Here is a 20,756-nt window from a genome sequence, read left to right on the forward strand (position 1 = left end):
CTTAGTCAAAACGATTGTATATGCATTCAAATTGGCATTGTAAATAAAGAGTAGTTATTTGACGCTCCAGGTCATCTGGTAAATCCATGAATATGATGTTCATTTCGGCCATTGCGTTCAACGCATCACTTATTGAATAGAAAGGTCGTTCAGCGGAGTGTAACTCAACCATAGTATTGGCAAGCTTTTTCTGATACTTACTGGTTCCTTTAAACTGACGGATGATTCTTCTGATTACGTACGAGGACTCATCAATGTATACAAGTTTATCATTTTCAATAAATCCATAAATGCCTTTAAAGTCTGTAATTCTACCCGTCAGATCAAGTATTGATTTTAGCCCAAACCCTTTTTTGTTGAATAATTCAGCCGACAGGGCGCTATCTCGTAGCACCTCCATCATCTTCTTCCTTTTAGGTAAATTCTCTTTAACTATGCGGTCAAATCTTAATGCGAGAGGTTGCTTCATTTCATTGTAAAATATTTATTAAGATAGCTTAATTGAATTAAAAACTCATGCAGCGTTTGATACAGACGAAATGCTTTTTCCTATCAATTAAAAAGTTCTATTTTTAAAGTCCTTTACTAAAACTAAGACAGAAATAAATTGAGCAATAGAGAGTACCGATACTTAATCATAGAGGATGACCCAGCCTTTGTTGAAATCCTGAAAGTGGTTATGTCCAAGGTGCCGCAAATGAAACTCATTGGAAATTCTGATAATACACTAGATGCTGCCAAACGCATTGATTTAGATAAACCTGATGTTTTGTTGCTAGACATTAATATTTCAGGGTTAGAAGGTCCTGAAGTTCTCGAGTTGAGTGATCATAAGCCAATGACCATCGTTATTTCAAGTCATCCGGAAGATGTAATGGAGAACTATGAAGTTGATTACGTCGCATTTATCCAAAAACCGCTGAAAAATGCTGAACAACTTGTAAATGCTGTTCACAAATGCCTTAAATTGTTAGGTAATTAAGAATCAGCAGGGAATTACCCCTGTTGTTATGAAGATACCTTTCTCGAAACTAGCGTACGTAGGTACTGAAAAATTGGATGATCCTCTCAGTTTTCAAAGAGTATTTTTCATTAATATACTTTCCATATTAGGCGTTTCCATTTCACTGATTGATAGTGTCTTATTATTCTTTGAGAGATTATATCTTCAGTCAGGAGTTACATTCACCTGTTTCGTACTTTATGGTTTCATTCTTTTTCTAAATAAAAAAAAGAGACATCACTTAGCCGGTGGATTATTTCTGCTTTTCTCATTTCTTGCCCTTATAGCAATAACAATTGTAGCCTACGAGCAAGGTAGATTTAATGAAACAGAGAATGTGATAATTGCCTTAATGACAGTAGCATATCTATTACTTCAGGCTAGAGTGAAGGTTATTGGCTACTGGTTTGGTTTTGCAGTATTAATTGGCTGTAAGTTCTTGAAACAGCAGTATTTGGGTGGTAGCCTGGATTTTACTTTTTGGTTGACCCTTCAAAATATTTCGATTCTTTGTCTCATTTTATTCTTTACGATTGATGCATTTAGAAAGTCTTTGATCAAAGCATTACTTAAACTGCAAGAGAAAGATGAGGTTCTTTACTCAATGATTGATAATGTGCCTTTATTCATTGCCCTATTCGATCAGGATCTTAAGTATAAGATGGTGAACCTGAACTATGAAAAAGCTTTCGGAAAAAAAAGAGATGAAATTATTGGATCTCGTGTTGAAGATGTCTTGCCAGATAATATTGTAGAAACTCATTTGCCGCTAATCAAAGCAGCAATGAATGGAGAAAGCCCTGAATTTTTGGAAAAAACATATATGCCGGATGGTAGTAGTTTTTATGCCGGTGGCAAATATGTTCCCATAAAGTCGAATGATGGGGAAATTTTAGGTGCAACCGTATTTGTAAACGATGTTTCCAAATTAGAGACTGCAAAAATTAAATTGAAAGAAGCTAATGATACAAAGGATCGTTTGTTTTCAATTGTTGCGCATGATATCAGGGGGCCTCTTGATTTATTTGAAGGGTTATTGAATGTTTCTTCAGATGGCACAATTTCTCAAAAGGATTTTTTAAAGCATCAGGAAAATGTTAAAGAAAAGTTGGGCGAGCTAAAGGAAACGGTAAATACTTTGCTGAATTGGGCTAAGACACAGCTTGAGGGAATAAATGCAAGTCCTTCTTTGGTTAATGTTGGTAGGATAATTAAGAGTAATTCCATACTCTATGATGAGCTGATTAAAAGAAAAAAGATCAACCTCGAAGTAAAGGTTCCAAAGGAATTGGAGGTTTGGATTGATGAAAACCATTTTAAAATCTCAATCAGAAATATGATTCATAATGCATTAAAATTTACTCCCGATGGAGGTGAGGTGATCACATCAGTTGTGAAAGCGAAAGATCAGGTTTCAATGACAATAAAAGATAATGGGGTTGGCATGGATTTGGAAAGAATCAATTCCATTATGAAAAAGGAACTCCAAAATTCAAGCAGTGGAACATTAGGTGAGCTAGGTACTGGATTGGGATTAAGCCTTAGTTTGGCGCTTTTGGAAAAAAATAATTGCACTGTTAATATAAATAGTGAGCCAAACAGAGGCACAGAAATCAAAATATCTATACCGTACAAATTGAATGATAATTGATTACAAGTGTAAGGAAATCAATAAACATTCGTTTTGAAGGTTACTTTTTTATCCTAAGTCTTATTTACTTATTGAAATCAGCGTCACCTAATTCCCCATGAAATCTGTTTTTGTCAAAAACTTACTAAGGACAGGCATGCATTATGCCTCCAGCCCATTAGATAAACGAAGGGTAGCGCTATTCAATTACTTGATCCTTTTCAGTGTATCAATGTGTTTAGTGCTTGGTATTATAACCCTAACTCTGGGTTTAAACCTTCAGGCAAGACTATGTCTCACCTCAGCTATTTTGCTGTCATTTTCATTGTTTCTTAATAGACGTGGAAAAATCCCAATTTCTAAAAGCTACTTCATCTGGACTGGAGTTGCATTAGTTTCAGCAGCTACATTAACCTTTACCAATCAGGAGATTTATGTTGATACCGAAAACATGTTGGTAATTGGCATGGCCATATCTATGCTGCTGATTGATGGAATGCAAAAGCATCTTACCTACTGGTTGATATTTCTGATTTTTGTTGCGATTAAAATTGACTTGCTGAATGCCCAAGGTATTGAATTAGGGACTGTTTATACCTTGACATTACTGAATAACCTGGTTGTTGCATCCATTCTCTACCTTTTCCTTTTTGTTTTCCGATCAATTCTAATTAAGGCCTTTGACAGATCAGATCAACATGAACAAACATTGAGGTCATTGCTGGATAACACACCAATCCTCATGGCACTGGTCGATAAAGACGGAAATTTTATTTTAGTAAACCAGAACTACGCAAATCGATTTGGATATAAAAGGCGTGACTTGATAGGAAGAAATAGAAAAGAGGTTTTGCCGGAATCTATTTTTGAAAAACATGAGCCAATGTTTCAGGATGCCTTATTATCTGGTAAACAAGTTGCGTTCTTAGAAGAAACCAGTCTTCCCGATGGCTCAATGATTTCTGCAAATGGTAAGTATGAGCCAATCTTAAACAGCGATGGGGTAGTCGAATCTGTAGCCATCTGTGTAGATGATGTTACAGAGCTGGTGCGTGCGCACAAAGCGCTAAAGGTAGCCAATGAAACAAAGGATAAATTGTTCTCAATCATTGCTCATGATATCAAAAGCCCACTTAACCTATTCCATAGCATTCTCAACCTAAATCATGATGATGTCATCTCGAAGGAGCAATTTATTGATTATCAAAATAGCTTAAAGCAAAGATTAGAAGCACTTACCGGAACAGTAAATGAGCTATTAGAATGGGCAAGAATGCAACTTGGTGGAATTAGTGCTTACCCTGCGAGGGTTAATGTAAGCTCTGTTGTGCGCGAAAATGCCGATTTATTTCACACGTTAATCCAACGAAAAAATATCGACTTTAAAATTGACGCGCCTTCAGAAATGGAAGCCTGGATTGATGAGAATCATTTTAAGGTGGCTATTAGAAATTTGATACATAATGCAATAAAGTATACCAATGGAGGAGGCCATGTGCATGTTACAGGCAATCAAACAGAGAAAGAGACCATTGTTAGCATTGAAGATTCCGGAATCGGAATGAGCACAGAACAAATTCAATCGATAATCAAAAAGGAAATTCAAAAATCTACGGCCGGAACAGATAAGGAAATGGGTGCAGGACTTGGATTAAGTTTAAGTCTGGGGCTACTTGAAAAGAATAACTGTAATATATCTGTTGTTAGTGAGGTGGATAAAGGGACACGGTTTGAAATTAAAATTCCAAAATCAGTCTGATAAAAAAAGCCTCAACATTTGTTGAGGCTTTTTGAGTGACTGGCCTGGGGCTCGAACCCAGGACCCACGCCTTAAAAGGGCGTTGCTCTACCAGCTGAGCTAGCCAGTCATTTATAATCTCCTTTCGTATAAAAAGAAGTGCAATTCAAGACCTCTGTCTTAAATTGCGGATGCAAAAATAGAAATCTTAATCAATTTTACCACATGATTGACAGAATAATGGCAAGAATATTTTCAGGAATTTTATTCTTAGGCATTTTGACCTCTACCAGCGCACAAAATGCCATGTTAAATGAGGCTGATTCTTTGTTTCTTGAGCAGAAGTATACACAGGCAATTGAAAACTATCAAGATCTTTATAAGAATGGGATGGCATCACCATCTATGCTATTGAAAATGGCATTTATTCAGGATGGTCTGGGGAGGCATGCCGAGGCGCTCTACTATTTAGAAAAATATTATCGCATGTCAGCAGATAGAAATGTGGTTACTAAAATTGAGGAATTATCCGGGAATAATGATTTGCAAGGATACAGGTATGATGATACAGACTATTTCATAAACCTCATAAATAAATACAGACCTCAACTCCTCGCCCTGTTCATAGCATTGGCGGTTTTAATGCTTGTCTATATCCTTAGGAAAACAAAAGAGGGGGAGAAACCAATTGCGGCTCCAATTATTCAATTCTTTGTGATTTGTGTGATTCTGGGATTAAATAACCTGGAAGGCTCAGAGAGCGCTATAATTATTTCAGATAGCACCTTGCTAAGGTCAGGGCCATCAGCTGGAGCTGAACCAGTTGATCTCATTAAGAAAGGACATAAAGTTAAAGTTCTGGGGCAAGATGCTGTCTGGACTAAGATTGTCTGGAACGAAGAGGAAGTGTATGTAAGGAATGGAAAGCTTAAGCTTATTTAAGGGGATTATCCGGTTCTTTCTTCATCATATTATATATCATCCTGTCCAGTCTGGAAGGTATGATCTTATTGAGTAGCACGGCCATCTTTCCTTCAAAGGTCAAAATCAGATCACGTTTTTTCTTTTTTGCCGCTTTGAAGGTTCGCTTTGCCACCTCTTCTGAGGACATCATTTTTTTCTCATTTCGAGGAGACTCTCCTTGAGCCTTCCCATCCGCTGTAAGTGCTGCATTTCGAATGTTGGAGCTGGTAAACCCCGGACACACCACAAGAACGTGAACTCCACGGGTCATCACCTCAGTCCGTAACGCCTCATAGAAACCTTGCATAGCAAATTTGGACGATGAGTAAGCTGTTCGTGCCGGAGTAGATCTCCAACCATTAATCGAAGAAATTGCAATGATTGTACCTTTAGAATCAAGTAGGTGTGGGAGTGCAAACTTTGTGGCATAGATTGCTCCATAAAAATTGATATCCATAAGTTGCTTGAAAACATCCAGCTCTACCTCTTCAAAAAGAGCTCGCATGGATATCCCAGCATTACAGATGAGAACATCAATCCGTCCAAATTTTTTGATTGTCTCATCAATCATTTTTTGATTATCAGCTTTTCCAGCGGCATCTAGCTCTAGCCCTAGATGGGGCCGTTCACCCAATTCTTTTTCCACCTGAGCCATTCGACTACCATTCCTGCCAGTAAATACAACTGCATATCCCTCGCTGGCGTATTTTAGTACCAATGACTTACCTATTCCTGATGATCCACCTGTTACTATTGCTACTTTTTGCATATCTAATTAATGCCTCTGGTATAACTTTTGCCAAGATAAACCACAATAAAAAACTTTCACTGAAAAATTGTCTGGTGCAACCTATTTGATGACTGTTGCATTATCAATTAAACCGATCACAACCTAATGAGATTAGTATCATACTCACTGTTCTTTTTATCCATTTTCATCGTTCATTCCCAGACAGGGATTAAGGGAACTACCAAAAGTGAATCTGGTGAAGTACTTCCTTTTTCTACCGTATACATCAAAGGGACAACAAATGGAACTACCTCAAATAGTGAAGGACAATACTTTTTGAAGACGCCCAAAGGATCTCACATTATTGTAGCACAGCATGTGGGGTATAAGGTTGCTGAAAAAGCAATTACATTAAATGAAGCGCAAACCATCAGATTTGATTTCGCATTGAAGGAACAGGCACTTCAACTTCAGGAGGTGGTAGTGACAGCAGGAGACGAAGATCCGGCTTATAGAGTCATTAGAGAAGCGATCAAGAAGAGGAAATTCTACGAAAATGAAGTCAATGCCTTTAAGACAGATGCCTATCTCAAAGGGCTGTTTCGACTAAATAAAAGACCAGATAAAATCCTTGGACAAACGGTAACTATTGATACCGGCATCCTGTATTTATCTGAGTCGGTATCTGAGTTTTCTTTCGAATTACCTGACAAGGTTTCGGAGCGAATGATTAGCTCAAAAGTGAGTGGTGATGAACAAGGGTTTAGTTTCAATAAAGCTTCAGATTTTAATATTAACTCCTACAGTAAGTTTATTGATCTGGACATGGAACGTGAATATGTTTCTCCAATATCACCTCAGGCATTTCTGTTTTATGATTTTGAATGGTTAGGGTACTTTGAAGAAAATGATAAACTGATCAACAAGATCAAGGTGATACCAAAAAGGTCTACAGATCCGGTTTTTGAAGGGATTGTATATATCGTCGAGGATGAATGGAGATTTCACACCATTGATCTATTAGTGACCAAAGCCAGAGGATTGGAATTCATTGATTCGCTTAAAATCAATCAGGTATTTGCTCCAACTGAGTATGACATATGGATGCCCATTTCTCAGAAATATTCATTTGTTTTTGGCGCTTTTGGATTCAAGGGTAGCGGCTATTACATAGGAGTTTACTCAAACTACAAAGTCCAACCCAATTATGAAGTTTACCGAAAAGCTAATCTTTATGAGGAAAAATTTGGTATCAAAGAGGAGGCTGACTTATTCAAGGAGGATGACTTCAGTGCAGAAGTTTTGGTTGTAGAGGAGGGTTCCAATGAACGTGATACCACCTATTGGAAAAAAATCCGGCCTGTGCCTCTAACGGAAATTGAACTTTACGACTATAAAGTGAAAGACAGCATTCGCCTGGTGAAAGAGAGTGTACCTTATAAAGATTCTGTAGATGCGGAAAGAAACAAGTTGACCATCGGAAACATTTTTCTTTCCGGATATAACCACTCCAATAGTGTAAAGGAACAATATTGGTCAATGCAGGCAGTAATTAGCATTTTTCAATTTAATACAGTCGAAGGTTTTGTGCCGGAAATTCAGCCAACCATCTGGAAACAACGGGATCAAAGAACGGTTTATTGGGTGAGGCCTGCGATCAGGTATGGTTTTTCGAATGAAAAATTCCACGCCAAACTGGAAGGTAGCTATCGGAAGCTCGACAATAAATTCACCCGATTTTATGCGGGAGGAGGAAGATATGTGGCACAGTTTGATGAATCAGAATCCATAAGCCCTTTCATCAACAGTTTTGTTACGCTCATAAATGGTGAAAATTTCATGAAGCTCTTCCAGAAGTCTTTTGGATACTTCCGTTTTCAGCAAGAGGTGAAAAATGGAATATTACTAAATACCAAACTTGAGTATGCCCAAAGAGATACATTAACCAATACCTCGGATTATACCTGGGCTTCTGATGACAAGGTAAATTTCACCAGTAATCAGCCCTCTAACATGGAATTAGCTCAAACCGGATTTGCTACTAATCAATCTTTGATTTTAGAGGCAACCGTAAGGTTAAGGTTCAAACAGACTTATGCTACACGTCCTGATCGAAAATTTATTTACAGTTCAAAATACCCGGAGCTATTTCTCACTTACAAGAAGGGAATCAAGACTTTGGGTAGCGACGTGAATTTTGATTTTGTTGAGCTGAGAGTCACGGATGAGATGAGTTTAGGCTTAGTTGGTACAAGCAGTTATGCTATTGCAGGAGGAGGATTTTTGAATGACAAGGCGTTGACATTTGTAGACTTTCGACATTTCTCAGGAAACCAAACGTCACTAAGTCAGGTAGGAGATCCGCTGAAGTTTGAGCTACTTCCCTTTTACCAGTTTAGTACAACAAAACCATTTTTTGAGGGGCATTATGAACATCACTTCAATGAATTCATTTTTAATAAAATCCCATTGGTGAAAAAACTCAATCTACAGGCTGTAGCCTCTGCTAATTACCTAACTACGGAAACCATTGGAAACTATGTAGAGATTGGAGCAGGCATAGAACACATATTCAAATTTATGCGAGTGGATTATTACTGGGCTTTCCAAAACAGTAATTTTTTCGGAAGTGGATTCCGGATAGGGGTAGGCTTTTAGATTCATCGTGGTTTAAAAGGGCTTCATTTCTTACTATTATTTCTTTTTTGAAAAAGAGTTTTCCACAATTCCTTTTTCAAACAATGAACTCTCCTATTTTTGGCCACCGAAAATTTTGAAAGAGTAGAATTAGCATGAGACACGAAGAACGAATTGCGAGCGAGTTAAATATTGCACCAAAACAAGTAGATGCAACTGTTGGCTTATTAGATGAGGGAGCAACCGTTCCTTTTATTTCCAGGTATAGGAAGGAAGTGACCGGCAGTCTGGATGATTTACAGGTCGCTTCTATTCGAGATCGTATTCAGCAACTTCGAGATTTAGATGCCAGGAGAGAAGCCATATTAAAGTCAATCAAAGAGCAGGAAAAACTCACCCCAGAGCTGGAGAAAAAGATCAATGAAGCTCAGACCATGACAGCTCTGGAAGATCTTTACCTCCCGTATAAACCAAAGCGCAAAACTCGTGCTAGTGTGGCAAAAGAAAAGGGTCTGGAGCCACTAGCTATTAAGGTGCTGGAGCAATCCAACTTCGATATACAATCTGAGGCTACACAGTATATCGATTCAGAAAAAGGCGTTGAATCAGCTGACGAAGCTTTGCAGGGAGCAAGGGACATCATTGCAGAGACTATCAATGAAAATGCAGAGATTCGTCAGAAGATCCGGGAGCTTTTCATGAGAAAGGGAGTTATTTCTTCAAGTGTTCTGAAAAGTAAAGAGAAGAATGCTGACGCCCAGAAATACAAAGACTATTTTGAATGGGATGAACCCATCAATAAGATCCCTTCTCATCGATTATTAGCGATCCGAAGAGGTGAGAAAGAAGGGTTTTTATCCATGAACATTGCTCCTGAGGAGGATGAGGCTGTGGATATTATTGAGCGTCAGTTTCTCAAGGGAAATTCAGAAGCCAGTGATCTTGTGAAAACAGCCATCAAAGATTGCTATAAGCGCCTGATGAGTGTGAGCATTGAGACGGAAGTGCGAATGGAAACAAAGAAGAAAGCCGATGAGGAAGCCATCATGGTTTTTGCAGAAAACTTAAAACAGCTACTCATGGCTGCTCCATTGGGTCAAAAAGCAGTGATGGCAGTAGACCCGGGATTCAGAACGGGATGTAAAGTAGTCTGTCTGGACAAGCAAGGGAAATTACTGGAGTTCACGGCTATTTATCCGAATGAACCTCAAAAGGATATTACAAGAGCTGGAGAAACCATCAAACATTTAGTAGAAAAGCATCGGATAGAAGCGATTGCTATTGGGAATGGTACGGCAAGCAGAGAAACTGAATCATTTGTGAAAAAGTTAGGATTGGCATCTAATATCATCATTGCCATGGTGAATGAAAGCGGAGCTTCTATCTATTCTGCATCAGAGGTAGCCAGAGATGAATTTCCGAATGAAGATGTGACGGTTAGAGGTTCCGTTTCCATCGGACGCAGAATGATGGATCCGTTGGCGGAATTGGTAAAGATTGATGCAAAATCAATTGGGGTAGGCCAGTATCAGCATGACGTAGATCAGAATGCGCTAAAAAAATCACTGGATGACGTGGTAATGGGGTGTGTAAATAATGTCGGGGTTGAGCTAAATACGGCAAGTAAGCAACTTTTGACCTATGTGTCGGGCCTTGGTCCTCAGATAGCAGATAACATTGTGAAGTACCGAAACGAAAACGGTCCCTTTAAGTCAAGGGAAGCGCTAAAGAACGTTCCCCGACTAGGCGACAAAGCATTTGAACAAGCGGCTGGGTTTTTACGAATTGAAGGTGCGGAAAATCCGTTAGATAAAAGCGCCGTTCACCCGGAAAGGTATCAGACGGTAGAACAAATGGCCAAAGATGCACAAGCGACTGTCAGAGACTTGATGACAAAAGCGGAACTTCGAAAACAAGTAAACCTGAATCAGTACGTCAATGAGGAAGTAGGATTACCAACGCTAAAGGACATCATGGCAGAATTGGATCGACCGGGAAGAGACCCAAGAGATCAATTTGAGGTGGTTCAGTTTCAGGAGGGGGTCAATGAGATCGCCGATTTGAAGGAAGGCATGAGTTTGCCGGGTGTTATCACCAATATCACCAAATTTGGTGCATTTGTGGATGTAGGTGTGCACCAGGATGGGCTGGTTCATGTCAGTCACCTATCCAATTCATTTGTTTCTGACCCTGCTCAGGTAGTAAAACTAGGTCAAAAGGTCACTGTGAAGGTTTTGGAAATAGATGTGCCCCGAAAACGCATTTCCTTGTCGATGAAAAGCGATGCTCCTCAGGTCAAGAGATCAGAGAAGCGAAAGCCAAAAAAAGCAGTCACAAATCAACCAAAAAAGGAGGAAAAACTACCCGATGGAGACCTTCAAGCCAAGCTCGCGATGCTAAAAGGGAAGTTTGGACAGTAGGTAAAAATTAAATCCACTACCTTTGTAGCGTAGCGAAGGGAGGTATGCTCAGAGGCGAGGGCTGATCGTACGGATAATTATCCACTCATCTAACGATGATTTCTTCATTCCACGCCGACTTCTTATATGAGGTTGATTTCTGAAAATTTAAACTTTACAAACATGCCTTCTTATCCTGTCAATCATAGTCTTTACGTTCTTCTTTGGAATAAGTACAAACCTGTACTAGTGAAATTAATGCGAGATGCCGCAGAAGAACCTCAGGAGTACCAATTCATTGCACATGAATTTCGTGATTTGAATCCAAAAGAAAGAGGAGGACATTCCTTTACCTTAGAAGCACACAGACGAAGAGCTCAAAACAATATTAAAATGTCCGTAGTGGCTCAAGATTTATTAGAGATTCTAATTAAATCAAATACCGCTTACGAACTAATGGAAGAAGCCATGTACGAATTTACGATGGACAAGCAGTTTAAGCTTACCGTAACTCGCCATGAAGTAGAAACAGCTACTGAGCAAGAGGAAGAGGCTGCTCCGGTAGAAAACGAAACAAAAGAAGAGGAAAAGGAAAGCGCTTAATCGCTCACAAGTTCTTCTTTAGCCAGCGTAATAGGGATGTTACCTATTGCGTTTAAAGCATCAAAGAATTCAAGCAGAACAAATGATTTGTTCTGCTTTTCTTTTATATGAGCGTATGCCATCATCGCGTCTTCCAATAAATACTTTCCGGTTATGTAGCTGGTTCCATATCCGGGTTGTCTGAGGTATAAGTGCTGTTCAAAAATGAGCAAATCTTTTTCCGTTTTCATCCAACCTCTGGGTGTATACTCTGAATGAATCTTTCCAGCTTCTTCCATGCTCATTTCATTGGCATGCGCATACAGAGATCCGAGCCCTCGGGCGGCACGCTGTGCAATCATGATGTACACTATCTCTCTCACTCGTGGGTCATCGTCATACAATCCTGCATCCATAAACATCTCCTCAACCGCAGTGGCCGTCCCCTCATTTCTGGAGTCAAAAATGTTATAAAGTAGCGGACCCTTTCTGATTGGGCTGTTATTTGGTTCAATATCCATACGTGCCAATTCAAACCAATGATAAAAATGAGAGTAGAGCGGACGTGGATCGTGATGCGCCGTGATCCAGAAGAAGTTTCGGGTTTCTTGCGGGACAAATCCTCCAAGATGCTCCCTAAGCGCTGGTTCGAAATAATCTTTCACCGTAACTACTTCATCCTCATCAAGAAAATTAATCAAACTGGTGGCTGACCGATCTGCCAATTCATCATATGCTTCTATCGATGCTACAGGATTGAGTTGAGGTAAATCTCGATTTCGATGTTCCTCAAGTTTTAGTGCTGACCAGGCTCTGGCAAGTTCTCTCTTCAAGATCATGACTTCATCATCCCAGGTCAAAGGAACCAGATGTACATTTTGTAAATACCAGGTGTAGTTGTCTTTTCCAATTCCGGAAGACCCATCTTTTGATTCCGACTCGGATGTTAACCATGCTACTAGATCATTTGTGGAGCTGATTGCATTTTCGATGGCAGACACCACTTCATTGTCTTCATTTACTCCTTCAAATGATTTGATGACTTCCAGATTTTCAGTTTGTTGCTGGATGGTTCGAATACCGGTAATCCATAAGTCCCGGGCATTGCCTGTTAAGTTTTTCTTGGCCTGATTATTAAGAGCAGGGATGAATGACACTTCCTTCAAAAACTTTACTCTTGATTCTTTATCTAGTGGGAATTCATACTGCCATACTTCGGTTGTTCCATGATGTGTTGGCCCCTCATGAGCTGGTACATCGCTGCGGTACATCCAGATGGATTTGTAAAATGCAGGATCTCTTTCCCAAGGCTTAAGGATTTGATAGTTAAAATCATAGCCATTCATTTCTGCCCATACAATCTTCCAATCTACCTGTTGAGGGACTGTCCAGCCTGCAGTATCCATGGCTAATAGCTTATGCTGTAACGCCTTAAATTCAGCATGACGAGAATCGAATGTGTTTGTGGTATAATCCGGTGCTCCATCTGACAATGGCGGATTTTCAAATGCACGCCATTCAGCAAATAGAGTGGATAGATCTTCATAAACTGCGGCAGTCTTTTCGGACGTGTTCTCTTGAGCGTTTTCAACTGAACAAGAAATAGTGGCAGCAAATAATAGTGAATAGAAAAAAGTCTTCATGAATATTAGGTTAGAAGTCTAAAGTTAGCCTAAGATAGCTTACCTCGTCTCCCACCACTTCTCTACCGATAGACTTTCTGATAATGTTATCAGTTGACCAATCTCCGGTGTGAATAATTCTATGTTTTCTTCTTTGGCTTTTTTTGCAAGCCTGTTAACGGATTCCTTCCATGGGTGGAGTGCTAAATCAAATTTCCCCCAATGAATAGGCATCAATAGCTTTCCTTTTACATCTAAATGAGCCTGGGCAGTTTCTTCTGGGAACATGTGGATTTCACTCCAACTCTCATTGTATGCTCCACATTCCATAAATGTCAGATCAAATGGACCATATTTCTCTCCAATCTGTTTGAATCCGGGGAAGTAGCCACTGTCGCCACTAAAGTAGATACGCTTATCACTACCCATAATCACCCAGGACCCCCAAAGCGTTTTAAAGCGATCTCCAAAGCCTCTTCCAGAAAAGTGGCGGGTTGGTGTCAGTGCAAGGGTCACATTTTCAAGTTGGATTTCATCCCACCACTCCAATTCGGTAATACTTTTACTTTCTAATCCCCAATGCTCAAAATGTGCACCTACTCCGAGAGGCATGTAAAAACGACCTACTTTTTCTTTCAACGACTTGATAGTTGGATAGTCCAGGTGATCGTAATGATCATGGGAGATGATTACAGCATCAATCTTTGGTAAATCATCTACGGTTACGTACTCATTGTAAGGAAAACGCTCTGGACCCATGAAACTAAACATGGATGCACGTTTCCCTTCTAAGATCGGATCTATTAAGATTGTTTTACCCTCAATTTTTAATAGGATGGATGAGTGACCAAACCAACTTATACCCATAATAGAATCAGGAATTGATTCAAATGAGGCAGCATTGAAGGGCCTGGTCTCAATGGGTTGTTTAGGAGATTTATCAGACTTGTCGGCAAATAAATAGTGAGCCAGTGTCTTTCTTACATCTTTGAAAGACATGTCCATTTTAGTTTCAACGGTATTGTGGAAAGTGCCGTCCTTAAAGTTTTTGGCTTGTTGGGCCTTTTCAAGCCTTTCTCCCTGGAGTTTTCCTCCTATTTGTGGAGCAGTTTTGAAAAAGATAAATACCGCCCCAACAATTAGTAGGATTATGAGGATAATTCCTAGCATGATTCGTTTGAATATTTTCATTAGATCAAATGATCATACAGGCAAATAATGGATGTTTAGAAAAAGTCTGGTCAGTTGATCAAGAATCTTTTTTCTTTTTGTCGTCTGGTTTAGGTTCTTCAGGCTTAGTATCTACGATATTTCCAAACTCGTCAACATAGGCGATCATATCGGATAAATCTCCTCCCTTGTTATTATTTTCCTGACGCTCTTTCTTTTTTTCTTCTTTCTCTTTTCTCTTCTGAAGACGTTTTTTTTCTTTTTGATTTTTAATAAAACTGTTTTGTGATCTACTCATGTATTGTATTTAAATGTTGGATGCCTCTTACTACTAACGCCATTTTAACATCTGACACCAGCGCATTTGACATTGCTTAATAAAACTTAAAGGTAATAAACTATCTGCGCCTTCTCTTAGAAGGACGCTGATTACCCTTCCTGAAAGAGTTTCTATCGGATCTTACCTTTTTCTTACTTTTTCTTTCAGAACGTGGCGCGTCATTGTCTCGATTCATTCGAATTTCACGCCCATTAAATGTGACATTCTTAAAACGAGCCGCTGCGTTTTTATCAAATTTTTTATCAAGATCGAAAAAGGAATGGTTTTCCTTTAAAAGGATGTCGCCAATAAATTTCTTATCGATCTGTCCAATGTCAGATATAAATTCAGCTACCTCACCTTTACTCATCCCATCTATGCTTCCAAGATTGATAAAGTATCTGTTGAATTTTGATTGATCTCTACTTTCAGGAGAACCACCAATTGATTCGTTGAGATTTCGCTCTTCACTGGCTTCAATTGAGTTGCTGAGTTGTGAGGTAATGATTTTTTTCAGAATATCATCTTTTGAATAGCCATCAAATTCATGCTTGATGCTTGCATAGAGTGAGTCAGCACTTTCAGTTGCTTCCACGGCTGTAATTGTATCAGCCCAATTTTTTAATCGTAAAGTCTTGATTGATTCATTATCCGGTACCTCTACCTGCTCAAATTTTACACTAATGCGTCGTTCCAGATCTTTGATTTTCCGACCCTCTCTCGGATTTATGAACGCAAGAGACACGCCTTTTTTGCCAGCCCTGCCTGTTCGTCCACTTCTGTGCGTATAGCTTTCAAGTTGATCAGGTAATGTGTGGTGGATTACGTGCGTAAGGTCATTGACGTCAATACCTCGTGCAGCTACATCTGTTGCTATCAATAATTGCATTGATCTGGATTTGAACCTTTTCATTGCTGCATCTCGCTGCTGTTGCGAAAGTTCACCGTGTAGTGGCTCTGCGCTGTAACCAAGATCATTCAGTTCTTCAGCTATTTGCTGAGTTTCTCTTCTTGTTCTGCAAAACATTACGCCACGCATATCTGGCTGAATGTCCAGAAATCTTCGAAGTGCAGGAATTTTGTTTGCTGTTTTGGTGATTACGTACTTGTGCGCAATGTCTTTGTTGCTTTTTTCTTCCCTGTTTATGGTGACCTCTTTTGGGTCATTCATGTATTTCTTAACAATCTTTCTGATGTCTGGCGGCATAGTTGCTGAAAAGAGCCAGGTAGACCTACCCTCTGGCGTATAGGCAAGAATTTCATCAATCGCCTCCTTAAAGCCCATGTTGAGCATCTCATCAGCTTCATCAAGGACAACATACTTGATGTTGTCCAGCTTAACAGATTTCCTTTTTATCAGGTCAAGTAAACGACCGGGTGTGGCAACTATCAATTGAGTAGGCCTTCTAAGCGCTTTCATCTGATTGGTAATTGCAGCACCACCATAAACTACCTCTACATTGAGCTCCTTATGACTTTTGGAAAAGTCGACTAGTTGCTTTGCGGTTTGCTGGCCAAGTTCACGTGTTGGAGCCATGACCAAAGCTTGCGTAGCAGGATTATTCGAATCTATTAATTCAATAAGTGGAAGCCCAAATGCGGCAGTCTTTCCTGTTCCTGTTTGAGCAAGGCCTATGAAGTCACACGGATTATTATTCAATAGAAGTGGGATCGCCTGTGTCTGTACAGGTGTTGGGGTTGTAAAGCCCAGTTGATCAAGGGCTTTTAACGTGTTGGGACTCAGTCCCAGGGTACTAAACGTATTCAAAGAGTATTTTTTATAATGAGGCGCGAAGTTAGCTTTTCTTCGGCATAAAGGTGCTGTATATCAAACAATTAAAATTTTATTCGTCGAATAATAAGTTTTCATTCAGATATTTGTATTTTTGTAAGTGATTACTCACTTTCATGACCGAGAAACAAGAAAAAATATTAAACGCTGCGTTAGCCCTTTTTGCAGAAGAAGGCTACCGAAGTACATCGACTAGTAAAGTTGCGAAACGTGCAGAGGTGTCGGAGGGATTGATTTTTCGTCATTTCGGTAATAAGGAAGGGTTGCTGCAAGCGATCATTCAATTAGGCGAAGAACAGGCGAGTGTACTTTTTGCGGATATTATTACCGAAACGGACCCGAGGGAGGTAATTAAAAAGTTCATTGAAATGATCTCAAAAACGAGTCAGGATGAAGAGTCAATAGTTTTTTGGAAGTTACAGTTCAAAATAAAATGGGAATTGGAAATGTATGGTGAGCACAAAACTGAGGCAGTTGAACAGGTGTTGATTAAAGCGTTTACTGAACTTAGATATCTTCAGCCTGAAAAGGAGGCTAATCTTTTACTTACTCTGATGGATGGGTTAGCTACACGATTTATTCTTCAAAAGAGTTTTGATCTCGATGGAACAATTGAATTCTTAAAGCAGAAATACAAAGTATAAAAAATTTAAATCAATAATGAGTGATTACTTACTCATAACAAATTAATAAATATGAAAAAGACAGCATTAATTACCGGAGCGTCATCAGGAATAGGAAAAGAATTTGCTCACATACACGCAAAAAAAGGGGGTGATCTGGTGGTGGTAGCCAGAAGTGTGGACAAATTGAATAAGCTAAAGAATGAGTTAGAAGACAGTTTTGGAATAACTGTTCATGTAATTGCCCAGGATTTAAGTAATCCGAAGGCTGCTAAAGCAGTTTATGATGAAGTTAAAAAGCAAGGTGTCACGCTCGACTACCTTATTAATAATGCAGGATTTGGTGGAGTAGGGAAATTTCATGAGCGTAACCTGGAAGATGACCTTAACATGATTAATCTCAATATTTCAACGCTCACAGCGCTGACTCATCATTTCTTACAGGATTTTATTAAACGTGATGAAGGTAAGGTCTTGAATGTATCTTCGACAGCAAGTCTATTGCCTGGACCGCTTCAGGCTGTCTACTATGCAACTAAGGCTTATGTGACCTCATTTAGTAATGCACTTTCGGAAGAATTGCATGATACCAACATATCAGTCACTAACCTGATGCCTGGAGCTACAGAAACGGACTTTGGAAAAGTATCAGGGATGGATAAAACAGATCTTTTCAAAGATACAGCCAGTGCGCGTAGTGTTGCTGAGGATGGATATAGGGCGATGTTAGCTGGAAAGCTGAATAAAATTTCGGGACTGAAATTTTCGCAAAGAATTATGATGGCTATGGTTCCTCTTACACCAAAGAAGGTGCTTTTGAGTCAGATTAGAAAAATGCAGGCAGTGAAGGAGTGATATATAAACCAAGAGGGTTATGCACTCAGCCAACCGAGTGCATCCTCCCTATTTTCAAATAGTTTTAGATTCTTCACTCTTGAAATAGTCATGGTTGTATTCATAACTACCCGAGTAAAGGTGTTGTCAAAGCCCAGAACTGCGATTTTAACGTCTACGCCTGATTGCTTAAACCATTTTCCACTTTCCCTCATTCGCTTAGTCAGCTTTTGACTTTTAGGAGTGCTTTTAAAGTTGGCAAGAATCTTCACAAATGAACCGGAATTTTGGCTTATTTCAAAAGCCTGATCAAACAAAGTAAGCATTTGATCTTCTCCAGACTTGCTGTAATCACACCACATAATATTGTTTGCTCCTTCGTTGAAGAACCAGAGTCTATCATTCACTTTATATGTAATATTGGACATATTTTATTTTCTTGACTTACTAGGCTTTGTAATAGTACGCCTCAATTTATCAAATGATAATATGATTTTCTTAATCTTTCGATTGCTGAGTAGATTCTAAAGATTAGATTTAAAAAATGAGCGAGGAAGTTCAAAGAGTTTATTTTGTTGTACCACCAAGTGTCCACTTATTAGATATATCTGGACCTATTCATGTGTTTTATGAAGCGGCTGAATATGGATCAAACCTGGAATTAATATTCCTAACAATCGATGGCAATGATTCTATCAATTCAAGTGCTGGTATTGGATTAAATAAACTAGAATCTTTTAAAAATCATACCCTAAAAGAAAACGATATCGTCTTTATTCCGGGGCTTGATACACGTTTGATTTTTGATGAAATATTTAAGGATTCGCTAAAACCATTTTTTGATTGGCTGCAAATTCAGAAAGATAATCATGCCAAAATCTGCTCTGTTTGTACCGGAGCTTACCTAACCGCTTTTGCTGGAGTGCTTGAAAACGTAGAGTGTACGACACATTGGAAATATACCGATGATTTTAAAAAGCGATTTCCAGAAGCAACACTTCATGAGGATCGACTATTTGTTAAGGATGGAAATATTTACTCCAGCGCTGGTATTTCGTCCGGCATTGATTTGGCATTATTTATTATTGAAGAGCTATACGGTCCCTTTTTTGCAACTAAGATTGCCAAGGAAATTGTCATTTTTCTAAGAAGAACAGAGGATGATCCGCAACTAAGTGTATTTCTACAGTATCGAAACCATATTGAAAATCGTATCCATAAGATTCAAGATCACCTAGCCCAACACTTAGATATCAAACAGAAAATCGAAGATCTGGCCGACCTTGTATTCATGAGTCCAAGAAATCTTACTCGTTTATTCAAAAAAACAACTGGAATAACGATTGGTGAATACCATGATAAATTGCGAATTGAGCGAGCGATACAGCTCTTAGCCAATGGTGAGAAAGTAGATGTAGTCAGTGATCTGTGTGGGTTAAGCAGCAATCAGCTTAGAAGTTTGCTTAAAAAACACTCGGGAATCCTCCCTTCGAATTTGTCCTGATCCTGTGGATGATTGTCCTTTTCATTGTTAAGGGCACTTCATAGCTTTGAATAAAACTCAAAAACTATGAAAAAGACATTAAAGACCATGAAAAAGACATTGTTCGCCGTTTTAGTATGCTTCATTTTTCAATTATCCGCACAAATTCCTGAAGCTCAAAAATACATTTGCCCTCCATGCGGAAGCCAATGTGATGAAGAAGTTCATGACAAACCAGGAGTTTGCTCGCATTGCAATATGGTTTTGATTAGAAAAGATCTTTCGAAGACAATAGCCTTTTATCTCCAGGATGGTGTAGAAGTTCTGGATTTTGCCGGACCAATGGAAGTATTCTCCTATGCCGGATATGACGTTTTCACCGTCTCAAAGGATAAGGCGCCCATTAAGTCACAAGGAATTCTTACCGTCACTCCAGATTACAGCATTGCTGATGCACCAGATGCTGACATTCTTGCTTTCTTCGGAGGGAATGCACGAGCGGCATTTACAGATGAGTCGGTTATAAAGTGGATAAAGAAACAAGAAGATGTTCAATTCCATTTTTCCGTTTGTACTGGCGCATTTGTTTTGGCGGAGGCAGGTATCCTTGATGGTAAAACAGCCACCACTTTCCATAACGCATTAGATGGACTTGAAAATAGTTACCCAATGGTTGATGTGAGAAAAGATGTTCGTTTTGTGGACAATGGAAATGTAATCACAACTGCAGGGATTTCAGCAGGCATTGATGGAGCACTTCACCTGGTCGCCAAATTACAAGGATTAAATGCTGCGAAAAGAACTGCTTATTACATGGAATATGATAATTGGGTTCCTGGGGATGGCTTAATACTTTCGGAAGATAATCCTTATCAAATCCAAAGGATTAACCTTGAAGAGTTTACTGGCAGCTATGAATCTAAAGATCCAAATGAAATAGTACTTGAGGTCGTGGATGGAGATCTTCAAGCTAAAATAGATGGGGTTTCTTATCCTATATATCACGAAACCGGCGATCTCTTTACAGATGTAGGTAACGAGCCTATTTATTTTGAACGAGAAGCGGGGGCGCTAATAGGCTATCGTTTGGAACCAGCAGGTCAGCTATTTAAAAAATTGAATTAAACTATTTCAGTGTAAAGGAGAAAAATGAACTTACTTTGAAAGAACAAGTTTAAAAGCTCTGAGCTTCAGTCATGACCAAACGAGCGTTTGACGTAATTCTTTACAA

General features: G+C 39.1%; 18 protein-coding genes and 1 tRNA gene. 11 read left to right on the forward strand and 8 right to left on the reverse strand.

The genetic code is table 11. The annotated features are described in order from the left end of the window. Window position 1: 1 nt before the first annotated feature. Complete coding sequence (locus tag ACO05G_RS01190; protein ID WP_421764318.1) at window positions 2-469, reverse strand: hypothetical protein; 468 nt, start codon at window positions 467-469, stop codon at window positions 2-4. 138 nt (window positions 470-607) lie between these two features. On the opposite strand from ACO05G_RS01190, the gene ACO05G_RS01195 reads away from it, so the two are divergent. From ACO05G_RS01195 to ACO05G_RS01205, 3 genes are all read left to right on the forward strand, one after another. Continuing rightward, the gene (locus tag ACO05G_RS01195) at window positions 608-982 is read left to right on the forward strand and encodes a LytR/AlgR family response regulator transcription factor (protein ID WP_421764319.1); all 375 of its coding nucleotides are present in this window, start codon (window positions 608-610) and stop codon (window positions 980-982) included. 28 nt (window positions 983-1,010) lie between these two features. Beyond that, window positions 1,011-2,654 (forward strand): ATP-binding protein, encoded by a 1,644-nt coding sequence (locus tag ACO05G_RS01200; protein ID WP_421764320.1) that lies wholly within the window; start codon window positions 1,011-1,013, stop codon window positions 2,652-2,654. Window positions 2,655-2,751: 97 nt separating this feature from the next. Beyond that, window positions 2,752-4,392: a PAS domain-containing sensor histidine kinase gene (locus tag ACO05G_RS01205; RefSeq protein ID WP_421764321.1), complete on the forward strand. Its 1,641-nt coding sequence runs from the start codon at window positions 2,752-2,754 to the stop codon at window positions 4,390-4,392. A gap of 36 nt (window positions 4,393-4,428) precedes the next feature. Here ACO05G_RS01205 and ACO05G_RS01210 read toward each other — a convergent pair. Then, window positions 4,429-4,501 (reverse strand) — tRNA-Lys (locus tag ACO05G_RS01210). A gap of 95 nt (window positions 4,502-4,596) precedes the next feature. Between ACO05G_RS01210 and ACO05G_RS01215 the strand changes: the two genes are divergently transcribed. Then, on the forward strand, window positions 4,597-5,313 hold the full coding sequence (locus ACO05G_RS01215) for an SH3 domain-containing protein (RefSeq protein ID WP_421764322.1): 717 nt from the start codon (window positions 4,597-4,599) through the stop codon (window positions 5,311-5,313). Here ACO05G_RS01215 and ACO05G_RS01220 read toward each other — a convergent pair. Beyond that, window positions 5,306-6,103 carry an SDR family oxidoreductase gene (locus ACO05G_RS01220; RefSeq protein WP_421764323.1) on the reverse strand — a complete coding sequence of 266 codons (798 nt, stop codon included), beginning with the start codon at window positions 6,101-6,103 and terminating at the stop codon, window positions 5,306-5,308. The two genes, ACO05G_RS01215 and ACO05G_RS01220, sit on opposite strands and share 8 nt — an antisense overlap. A gap of 126 nt (window positions 6,104-6,229) precedes the next feature. Here ACO05G_RS01220 and ACO05G_RS01225 point away from each other — a divergent pair, with 126 nt between their 5' ends. From ACO05G_RS01225 to ACO05G_RS01235, 3 genes are all read left to right on the forward strand, one after another. After that, on the forward strand, window positions 6,230-8,722 hold the full coding sequence (locus tag ACO05G_RS01225) for a DUF5686 and carboxypeptidase regulatory-like domain-containing protein (RefSeq protein WP_421764324.1): 2,493 nt from the start codon (window positions 6,230-6,232) through the stop codon (window positions 8,720-8,722). A 134-nt stretch (window positions 8,723-8,856) separates the two neighbouring features. After that, the gene (locus ACO05G_RS01230) at window positions 8,857-11,121 is read left to right on the forward strand and encodes a Tex family protein (protein WP_421764325.1); all 2,265 of its coding nucleotides are present in this window, start codon (window positions 8,857-8,859) and stop codon (window positions 11,119-11,121) included. A 162-nt stretch (window positions 11,122-11,283) separates the two neighbouring features. Then, complete coding sequence (locus tag ACO05G_RS01235; RefSeq protein WP_421764326.1) at window positions 11,284-11,703, forward strand: hypothetical protein; 420 nt, start codon at window positions 11,284-11,286, stop codon at window positions 11,701-11,703. On the opposite strand, the gene ACO05G_RS01240 is transcribed toward ACO05G_RS01235, so the two are convergent. The 4 genes from ACO05G_RS01240 to ACO05G_RS01255 all read right to left on the reverse strand — a co-directional run bounded on the left by ACO05G_RS01240 (window position 11,700) and on the right by ACO05G_RS01255 (window position 16,561). After that, window positions 11,700-13,325, reverse strand: a complete 1,626-nt coding sequence (locus ACO05G_RS01240) for a hypothetical protein (RefSeq protein WP_421764327.1) — start codon at window positions 13,323-13,325, stop codon at window positions 11,700-11,702. The genes ACO05G_RS01235 and ACO05G_RS01240 overlap by 4 nt on opposite strands. Window positions 13,326-13,364: 39 nt before the next feature. Next, window positions 13,365-14,495, reverse strand: coding sequence for an MBL fold metallo-hydrolase (locus tag ACO05G_RS01245; RefSeq protein WP_421764328.1), 1,131 nt, complete (start codon window positions 14,493-14,495; stop codon window positions 13,365-13,367). Window positions 14,496-14,553: 58 nt separating this feature from the next. Next, window positions 14,554-14,772 (reverse strand): cold-shock protein, encoded by a 219-nt coding sequence (locus tag ACO05G_RS01250; RefSeq protein ID WP_348282573.1) that lies wholly within the window; start codon window positions 14,770-14,772, stop codon window positions 14,554-14,556. Between the two features lie 100 nt (window positions 14,773-14,872). Beyond that, window positions 14,873-16,561 (reverse strand): DEAD/DEAH box helicase, encoded by a 1,689-nt coding sequence (locus ACO05G_RS01255; protein ID WP_348282574.1) that lies wholly within the window; start codon window positions 16,559-16,561, stop codon window positions 14,873-14,875. Window positions 16,562-16,701: 140 nt separating this feature from the next. On the opposite strand from ACO05G_RS01255, the gene ACO05G_RS01260 reads away from it, so the two are divergent. Together ACO05G_RS01260 and ACO05G_RS01265 are read left to right on the forward strand one after the other, a co-directional pair. Then, window positions 16,702-17,229 carry a TetR/AcrR family transcriptional regulator gene (locus ACO05G_RS01260; protein ID WP_421764329.1) on the forward strand — a complete coding sequence of 176 codons (528 nt, stop codon included), beginning with the start codon at window positions 16,702-16,704 and terminating at the stop codon, window positions 17,227-17,229. 51 nt (window positions 17,230-17,280) lie between these two features. Continuing rightward, window positions 17,281-18,063: an SDR family NAD(P)-dependent oxidoreductase gene (locus ACO05G_RS01265; protein ID WP_421764330.1), complete on the forward strand. Its 783-nt coding sequence runs from the start codon at window positions 17,281-17,283 to the stop codon at window positions 18,061-18,063. Between the two features lie 17 nt (window positions 18,064-18,080). On the opposite strand, the gene ACO05G_RS01270 is transcribed toward ACO05G_RS01265, so the two are convergent. Beyond that, complete coding sequence (locus ACO05G_RS01270) at window positions 18,081-18,470, reverse strand: hypothetical protein (protein WP_421764331.1); 390 nt, start codon at window positions 18,468-18,470, stop codon at window positions 18,081-18,083. Window positions 18,471-18,586: 116 nt separating this feature from the next. On the opposite strand from ACO05G_RS01270, the gene ACO05G_RS01275 reads away from it, so the two are divergent. Both ACO05G_RS01275 and ACO05G_RS01280 read left to right on the forward strand, forming a co-directional pair. Beyond that, window positions 18,587-19,546 (forward strand): GlxA family transcriptional regulator, encoded by a 960-nt coding sequence (locus ACO05G_RS01275; protein WP_421764332.1) that lies wholly within the window; start codon window positions 18,587-18,589, stop codon window positions 19,544-19,546. Between the two features lie 66 nt (window positions 19,547-19,612). Beyond that, the gene (locus ACO05G_RS01280; RefSeq protein WP_421764333.1) at window positions 19,613-20,650 is read left to right on the forward strand and encodes a DJ-1/PfpI family protein; all 1,038 of its coding nucleotides are present in this window, start codon (window positions 19,613-19,615) and stop codon (window positions 20,648-20,650) included. Window positions 20,651-20,756: the final 106 nt, after the last annotated feature.

It is taken from the genome of Ekhidna sp., assembly GCF_965227465.1.
In the GTDB taxonomy this organism is placed as follows: Bacteria; Bacteroidota; Bacteroidia; order Cytophagales; family Cyclobacteriaceae; genus Ekhidna.

Excerpts from the sequence above, each read along its gene's own strand:
- ACO05G_RS01190 (WP_421764318.1), bottom strand. The coding sequence starts at position 469 with ATGAAGCAACCTCTCGCATTAAGATTTGACCGCATAGTTAAAGAGAAT.
- ACO05G_RS01200 (WP_421764320.1), top strand. The coding sequence starts at position 1,011 with ATGAAGATACCTTTCTCGAAACTAGCGTACGTAGGTACTGAAAAATTG.
- ACO05G_RS01205 (WP_421764321.1), top strand. The coding sequence starts at position 2,752 with ATGAAATCTGTTTTTGTCAAAAACTTACTAAGGACAGGCATGCATTAT.
- ACO05G_RS01215 (WP_421764322.1), top strand. The coding sequence starts at position 4,597 with ATGATTGACAGAATAATGGCAAGAATATTTTCAGGAATTTTATTCTTA.
- ACO05G_RS01220 (WP_421764323.1), bottom strand. The coding sequence starts at position 6,103 with ATGCAAAAAGTAGCAATAGTAACAGGTGGATCATCAGGAATAGGTAAG.
- ACO05G_RS01225 (WP_421764324.1), top strand. The coding sequence starts at position 6,230 with ATGAGATTAGTATCATACTCACTGTTCTTTTTATCCATTTTCATCGTT.
- ACO05G_RS01230 (WP_421764325.1), top strand. The coding sequence starts at position 8,857 with ATGAGACACGAAGAACGAATTGCGAGCGAGTTAAATATTGCACCAAAA.
- ACO05G_RS01235 (WP_421764326.1), top strand. The coding sequence starts at position 11,284 with ATGCCTTCTTATCCTGTCAATCATAGTCTTTACGTTCTTCTTTGGAAT.
- ACO05G_RS01240 (WP_421764327.1), bottom strand. The coding sequence starts at position 13,325 with ATGAAGACTTTTTTCTATTCACTATTATTTGCTGCCACTATTTCTTGT.
- ACO05G_RS01245 (WP_421764328.1), bottom strand. The coding sequence starts at position 14,495 with ATGAAAATATTCAAACGAATCATGCTAGGAATTATCCTCATAATCCTA.
- ACO05G_RS01250 (WP_348282573.1), bottom strand. The coding sequence starts at position 14,772 with ATGAGTAGATCACAAAACAGTTTTATTAAAAATCAAAAAGAAAAAAAA.
- ACO05G_RS01260 (WP_421764329.1), top strand. The coding sequence starts at position 16,702 with ATGACCGAGAAACAAGAAAAAATATTAAACGCTGCGTTAGCCCTTTTT.
- ACO05G_RS01265 (WP_421764330.1), top strand. The coding sequence starts at position 17,281 with ATGAAAAAGACAGCATTAATTACCGGAGCGTCATCAGGAATAGGAAAA.
- ACO05G_RS01270 (WP_421764331.1), bottom strand. The coding sequence starts at position 18,470 with ATGTCCAATATTACATATAAAGTGAATGATAGACTCTGGTTCTTCAAC.
- ACO05G_RS01275 (WP_421764332.1), top strand. The coding sequence starts at position 18,587 with ATGAGCGAGGAAGTTCAAAGAGTTTATTTTGTTGTACCACCAAGTGTC.
- ACO05G_RS01280 (WP_421764333.1), top strand. The coding sequence starts at position 19,613 with ATGAAAAAGACATTAAAGACCATGAAAAAGACATTGTTCGCCGTTTTA.